The following is a 6,237-nucleotide window of genomic DNA, read 5'->3' on the forward strand; positions in this document are numbered from 1 at the left end:
GGCTATTCTCCGATCGTTCGAGCCGCCGGGGTGCTCCGCACCCCGGGGAGTGCGAGCAGCACGGCGCGCGTCGGTTCGCCGGTGAGGTCGCCGACCGTCACGGTGTCCAGCGCGGCGTAGAAGGCATCCTGCGCGCCGCGCAGTGCCGTCCGGAGCCGGCAGCCGTCGCGCAGCGGGCACGGATTCGCCCCGTCGCACTCGACCACCTCGCCCTCGCCCTCCAGCCGGCGGGCCAGCCAGCCGACCGAGGCGGTGCGCCCCAGTTCGGTGATGGCGAGCCCGCCGCCGCGGCCGCGCCGCGCGTCCACCATGCCGAGCTCACCGAGCCGGGTGATCACCTTCGCGACGTGCGCGTAGGACACCGACAGCTCGTCGGCGATCTCCCTGCTGCCCGGCCGCTCCCCGTCCCGCGCGACCGCGAGCCGCATGACGACGCGGAGGCCGAGATCGGTGAACCTGGTGAGCTGCACGGCTCGACCCTACGATAATTCGCATTCGAAATACCAATTATGTGATCGAGGCCGCAGCAACGGTTTTCAGCCCAGCGGACCGTGCCCGAGCGCCACCCGGCCGCTGAACAGCAACTGCTTGGCGCGCGGCAGCGGGTGGAAGAGGATGCCGTGCACGTCGCGGTAGCGCCGCTCGATATCGCAGCCGCGCGAGTAGCCGATCCCGCCGACCGTCTCCATGGCCAGCCGCACGGTGGCGATCAGCTGCTCGGCCGCGACGGTCTTGCGGCTCAGGGTGCGCGCGGCGTAGGCGTCGGTGTTCGCGAAATTCAGATCGTCCGAACCGGCGAACATGGCGGTGACCAGGTCTTCCGCGGTGGTGTGGGCGTTTACCAGCTCGCCGGTCAACTGCAGGACGTGCTGGTCGGTGCGACCGGCGACCAGGCGCAGCGCCGTCTCCACCGCACCGTCGGCGATGCCGAGGTAGGCGGCGGTGATGAGCGGCATGGCGGCGCCGATGACGGTGTTCAGCAACGGCGGCCAGGCATCGACCGGGCGGATCAGCGAGACCGCGGCGTCCGGGACGAAGACGTCCTCCAGGACGACGGTGTGCGAGCCGGTGGCGCGCAGCCCGATGGTGTCCCAGGTCTGCTCGATCCGGACCCCCGGCGCGCTCAGCGGCACCGCACAGTGCAGCACCCGCGGCCCCTCCGGCCCGGTGTCCCAGCGAATGCTGGTCACCAGGATGGTGCCGATCTCGCAGCCGCTGGCCGGCGCCTTGCGCGCGGAGACTCGATAACCGCCGTCCACCCGCTCGGCGGTGCCGCTCGACTCCACCCAGTCCGAGGCGCCGGTGCTCACCAGGATCGCGCCTCCGCCGACCTTGGTCAGTACGCCGGAGGCATCGGCGCCGTGCTTGTGCCGCCACACCTGGGTGGCGACCAGGTGGCTGTGCATGGCGAAGGCGACCGCCGTCGAGGGGTCGTACCTGCCGAGTTCGCGCAGTATCGCGCCGATTTCGGCGTGCGTGGCGCCGCCGCCGCCGAACTCGGTGGGGACGCCGGCGCCGATCAGGCCGCGCAGGGTGTCCGCGGGGGCGATCTCGCCGGTGCGGTCGCGCTCGGCGACGCCGGGGAGCAGGGTCTCGCCGACCGCCTTCGCGCGGTCGAGCCAATTCACGGTGGTGGTTTCGATGGTGGTCATGTTTCGAAGTTAGAAAGCTCCGCGATAACCGGATAGTCCAGGAAATGGACCCGTCCGGTACACGAAACAGACCCCTCCGCGAGGTGCCACCGATGCCCGAACCGACCGCAGGCTACGGCCAGTACTGCCCGATCTCCCGTGCGCTGGAGCTGCTCGGCGAGCGCTGGTCGCTGCTCATCCTGCGCGATCTGCTGCTGGGCAGCACCCGCTTCAACGACCTGGCCCGCGGGCTGCCCGGGCTCTCCCGGAGCCTGCTCGCCAAGCGGCTGCGGCAGTTCGAGCGAGCCGGGCTGGTCGAGAAGGCCGGGGTGCGGTACCTGCTCACCGAGGCGGGCACCGATCTGGAGCCGGTGCTCTTCGGGCTGGGCGAGTGGGGTGCCAAGCACACCTTCGGCGAGCCGGACCCGAGCGAGCTCGACGCCGACCTGCTGGTCTGGTGGATGCACACCCGGTTGGACACCACCGCGCTGCCCGGCTTCCGGCACGTCTTCGCGGTGCGCTTCACCGACGACGTGCGGCGGTTCTGGATCGTGGTCGATCGGGGCGCACCCTCGGTCTGCACCACCGATCCCGGGTTCGAGGTGGATGTCACGATCACCGCGGATGTGGCCGGGCTGTACCAGGTCTGGCTGGGCCGGATGCCGATCGGGCACGCGGTCCGCAGCGGTCGGCTGGACTTCGCCGGGCCGAGCGCAATCACCCGGCGGATGCCGAACGTGTTGCGGCTCAGCCCGATCGCGCCCTACCTCGCGGTGCCGCTGCCGGTCGAGGTGAGTGCCTGATCAGCCCGCGCGGTCGGCGCCGAGGGCGGAGAGCACCTTGTCGGCGAGCTCGGGGCGGCAGATCACCAGGTCGGGGAGGTACGGGTCGGGGCGGTTGTAGCGCAGCGGGCTGCCGTCCAGCCGGGAGACGTGCAGCCCGGCCGCCGCGGCGACCGCGACCGGCGCGCAGGAATCCCACTCGTACTGCCCGCCGGAGTGCGCGTACACGTCGGCGACCCCGCGCACCACCGCCATCGCCTTCGCCCCCGCCGACCCCATCGGCACCGGCCGCCCCGCGATCGCCCCGATCAGCGCCGTCACCTGCGCCGACGGCCTGCTCCGGGAGACCGCGACCCGGATCGGCCCCGGCTCCGCGGACGCGAGCACCGGCGGCTCCCCGGTGTGCAGCACCACCCCCGCCGCGGGCAGCGCCACCGCCCCGATCGCGGCCACCCCGTCGATCGCGAGCGCGACGTGCACCGCCCAGTCGTCCCGCCCCGGCTGGCCGTACTCCCTGGTGCCGTCGAGCGGGTCGACGATCCAGACCCGCTCGTACCGCAGCCGGGCCGCGTCGTCCGGCGCCTCCTCGGAGAGCACCGCGTCGTCCGGCCGAGCCGCGCGCAGCCGCTCCAGCAGCAGCGCGTTGGATTGCCGGTCGCCGGCGGCACCGCCCTGATCCCGGATGCCGAGCAGCAGGTCGCCGGCTTCGGCGGCGAGGGACGCGGCCAGTTCGTGGTCGTTCACCCGCATCACTTTCGCCGGGAACGATCGATTTGTCACCTCCCGGGCAGGGTCGATTCATCCTCGAGGATGAGCGTGCCGCGAACGCATCCCACCGCGGGGCCATCCGCGCCCACCCGGAACGGCGATGCGCCCGCCCGCGCCCGCACGCAGAATCGGGTTCATGAGGGCGACCGAACGGGGATCGGAGTTCGCGGCGCGGCCGCTGCTGCTGGTGGCGGCCGTCGTCGGCGTTGCGCACCTGGTGGCCGCGAGTATCGGCGGCGGGCGCCGGGATCGCGCTGCTGCTGGCGCTGCCGACGCTCCGGTGGCAGGCGCGCAACGGCTGGCCGCAGCTGCGCCCGGTGCGGGAACAGACGGCGGTCTGGCGCTGCACCGGCCGCCGCGAACCCTGGCCGGAGCTGTGGCCGCGGCTCCGGCACCTGGACGTCGGCTAGCGCAGGAACACCGGCAACCGCCTGTGCCCATTCGAGATGAAGCTCGGCACCCGCCCCAGCTCGGACTCCGGCACCGCGAGCCGCATCTCCGGGAAGCGCGCGAAGATCGCGGGCAGCGCGACCTCGGCCTCCAGCCGGGCCAGCGGCGCGCCGAGACAATGGTGTGTGCCGTACCCGAAGGCCAGGTGCTCCTTCGCCGACCTGGTGAGGTCGAACTCGTCGGCGTCCGCGCCGTACACCGCCGGATCCCGGTTGGCCGCCGCGTAACTGGCGAGGATCGCGTCACCAGCCGCGATCCGCACCCCGCCGACCTCGAGCTCCTCCACCGCGAAGCGCAGCGGCAGGTGCGCCAGCGGCGCCTCGTAGCGCAGCGCCTCCTCGATCAGGTCGCTCCACGGCACCGCGCCCGAGCGCAGCCGATCGGCATCGGCGGGCCGGGTGAGCAGGGCGTGGATGGCCTGGTCGAGCAGGTTGACGGTGGTCTCGTGGCCCGCGCCGATCACCAGCAGCAGGGTGTCGAGCAGCTCCTGCTCGTTCAGCCTGCCGCCGTCCTCGGAGTCCCGGTAGGTGATGAGCAGGCTGGTCATGTCGTCACCCGGCTCGGCGCGCCTGATCTCCACCAACTCGCCGAGCAGCCGGTACATCTCGGCGTAGTTGGCCTGCGCCGCCTCGGGCGGCAGCGAGGTGTCGAAGAAGCCGTCGACGCAGCTCCGCAGCCCGGCGTGCAGCTGCTCCGGCACCCCCATCAGGGTGCTGATCACCCGGATCGGGAGCGGGTAGGCGTACCCCTCGCGCAGGTCGACCACGCCGCCCGCCGCCGCCAGCTCGTCGAGCAGCTCGTCGGCGATGGCCTGGATCCGCGGCCGCAGCGCCGCCGTGCGCCGGTGCGTGAAGGCGGGCGCCACCAGCTTGCGCAGCCTGCGGTGCTCCTTGCCGTAGGCGCTGAGCATGTTGGTCACCGCGACCCACGGCAGCAGCGGCCAATCCGCCGCGATCTCGCCGGCGATGAACGGGGGCCAGTGCTGCCGCGCGTCCTTGGAGACCCTCGGGTCGACGAGCAGGCTCTTCAGCAGCGCCGCGTCGGTGACCGACCAGGCGGCGATCCCGCCGGGCAGCTCGACCCGGGTGACCGGGCCGAGCGCGCGGATCCGCGCGCCCTCGCCCTGGATATCGGCGCCGGTGGGATCGAGGACGAGGGGTGGCTGTGCCATGGCGGGCTCCTCAGAAACTCTGCAGCGGTGGAGAGGGCGGAAAGGTGACCGGCAGCGCGACCAGGGCCCGGTGGAACGGGCCCGGTCGCCAGGCGAGCTCGTCCGGCCGCACGCCGAGCGAGAGTTCGGGCAGCGCGTCGAGCAGCAGATCGATCGCGTCCTGCACGATCAGATAGGCCACCGAGCGGGCCGGGCAGGCGTGCGGGCCCGCGCTCCAGGCCAGGTGCGAGCGGTTGTCGGTGTAGCGGCCCGCGTCGATGGCCGGGTCGTTGTTGGCGCCGGCCATGCTGATCAGCACCGGCTGGTTGGCGGGCAGCCAGACGTCGTCGATGAGGATCGGCTGGCGCGGGTAGGTCATGCAGAAGTTGGCCAGCGGCGGGTCGGTGAAGAGCACCTCGTCGAGCGCGTCCCTGGTGGAGAGGCTGCCGCCGAGCATCTTGCCGCCGAACCGCTCGTCGGTGAGCATGAGCCGGACCGTGTTCACGATCAGGTTCATCATCGGCTCGATCCCGGCGCCGTAGAGCGTCAGCAGCTGCTGGATGGCCTCGTTGTCGTCGAACCCGGCCGGGTGGTGCACCACCCGGGACGCCATGTCGGGGCCGGCTTCCCTGCGCTTGAGCAGCACGAGCTCGTGCAGCCCCGCGGTGAACATCGCCGCGCCCTTCTCGGCGTGCTCGACGTCGAAGACCAGCGCCATGCCCTCGGCGATGGTCTGCCCGATCTCCGGCGGGCAGCCGACCAGCTCGTTGACGACCGCGAAGATCAGCGGGAACGCGTACTGGCTGACCAGGTCGGCCGCGCCGACCTCGCAGAAGCTGTTGATCAGCGGGGTGGCGATGCGCTCGACGGCGCGCTGCGCCGCGTGCATGTCCACCTCGGCGAGCGCGGCGACGCTGGCGGCCCGGTACCTGGCGTGCTCGGCGCCCGCGCTGCGCAGCGCGTTCGGCCGCCACTCCAGCATGGGGAGCACCGGGCAGTCCCGCGGGGCGTCGCGCTGCCACATCCGCGGGTCGGCCGGAAAGTGGTCGGGGTCGTTGAGGATCTGCACCGCGGTGCGGTACCCGATCACCAGCGTGGCGGCGACGCCGGGCGAGAGCTCCACCGGTACCAGCGACCCGAACCGCCTGCGCATCTCGCGGTACGCGCTGTGCGGGTCGGCGGCGAACTCATCGGTCCAGAGCGGATACCTCGGCCCCTCGGTGTCGAACGGCGACCCGTGCGGGACGGGGCACCCGGGTGCGGCTTGGCTCATTGCTGAAACTCCAGACGATGGAACAGGAATTCGACGAGGGTGATCAGCGAGCGCAGGCAGGCACCGCGATCCCTGGCGTCGAGGTGGACCAGCGGGGTGCTCGGAGCGAGGTCGAGTGCGTCGCGGACCTCCTCCAGCGGATAGGTACGCGACCCGTCGAACTCGTTGATCCCCACCGCATAC

The 6,237-nt window shown here is 72.2% G+C and carries 7 protein-coding genes and 1 pseudogene; 2 read left to right on the top strand and 6 right to left on the bottom strand.

Annotated elements, in window-relative coordinates; genetic code table 11:
• Positions 1-2: 2 nt before the first annotated feature.
• Positions 3-470: an RrF2 family transcriptional regulator gene (locus ACFO0B_RS05135; protein WP_378611117.1), complete on the bottom strand. Its 468-nt coding sequence runs from the start codon at positions 468-470 to the stop codon at positions 3-5.
• 66 nt (positions 471-536) lie between these two features.
• A complete protein-coding gene (locus tag ACFO0B_RS05140) occupies positions 537-1,652 on the bottom strand; it encodes an acyl-CoA dehydrogenase family protein (RefSeq protein WP_378611118.1) in 1,116 nt (371 codons plus the stop codon).
• Positions 1,653-1,744: 92 nt separating this feature from the next.
• Here ACFO0B_RS05140 and ACFO0B_RS05145 point away from each other — a divergent pair, with 92 nt between their 5' ends.
• Positions 1,745-2,434 (top strand): winged helix-turn-helix transcriptional regulator, encoded by a 690-nt coding sequence (locus ACFO0B_RS05145; protein ID WP_378611119.1) that lies wholly within the window; start codon positions 1,745-1,747, stop codon positions 2,432-2,434.
• Here the strand turns inward: ACFO0B_RS05145 and ACFO0B_RS05150 are convergent, their stop codons facing one another.
• Positions 2,435-3,157 (bottom strand): 3'(2'),5'-bisphosphate nucleotidase CysQ, encoded by a 723-nt coding sequence (locus tag ACFO0B_RS05150; protein WP_378611120.1) that lies wholly within the window; start codon positions 3,155-3,157, stop codon positions 2,435-2,437. It lies immediately after the preceding gene.
• A gap of 230 nt (positions 3,158-3,387) precedes the next feature.
• Between ACFO0B_RS05150 and ACFO0B_RS05155 the strand changes: the two genes are divergently transcribed.
• On the top strand, positions 3,388-3,591 hold the full coding sequence (locus tag ACFO0B_RS05155; protein ID WP_378611121.1) for a hypothetical protein: 204 nt from the start codon (positions 3,388-3,390) through the stop codon (positions 3,589-3,591).
• Here ACFO0B_RS05155 and ACFO0B_RS05160 read toward each other — a convergent pair.
• The 3 genes and pseudogenes from ACFO0B_RS05160 to ACFO0B_RS05170 form a co-directional block, all read right to left on the bottom strand.
• A complete protein-coding gene (locus ACFO0B_RS05160; protein ID WP_378611122.1) occupies positions 3,588-4,802 on the bottom strand; it encodes a cytochrome P450 family protein in 1,215 nt (404 codons plus the stop codon). The two genes, ACFO0B_RS05155 and ACFO0B_RS05160, sit on opposite strands and share 4 nt — an antisense overlap.
• A 10-nt stretch (positions 4,803-4,812) precedes the next feature.
• Positions 4,813-6,054 carry a cytochrome P450 gene (locus ACFO0B_RS05165; protein ID WP_378611123.1) on the bottom strand — a complete coding sequence of 414 codons (1,242 nt, stop codon included), beginning with the start codon at positions 6,052-6,054 and terminating at the stop codon, positions 4,813-4,815.
• Positions 6,051-6,237, bottom strand: a pseudogene (locus ACFO0B_RS05170) (ATP-binding protein); the annotation flags it as partial. The gene ACFO0B_RS05165 and the pseudogene ACFO0B_RS05170, both read right to left, overlap by 4 nt.

It is taken from the genome of Nocardia jiangsuensis (assembly GCF_042650385.1).
Taxonomy (GTDB): Bacteria; Actinomycetota; Actinomycetes; order Mycobacteriales; family Mycobacteriaceae; genus Nocardia; species Nocardia jiangsuensis.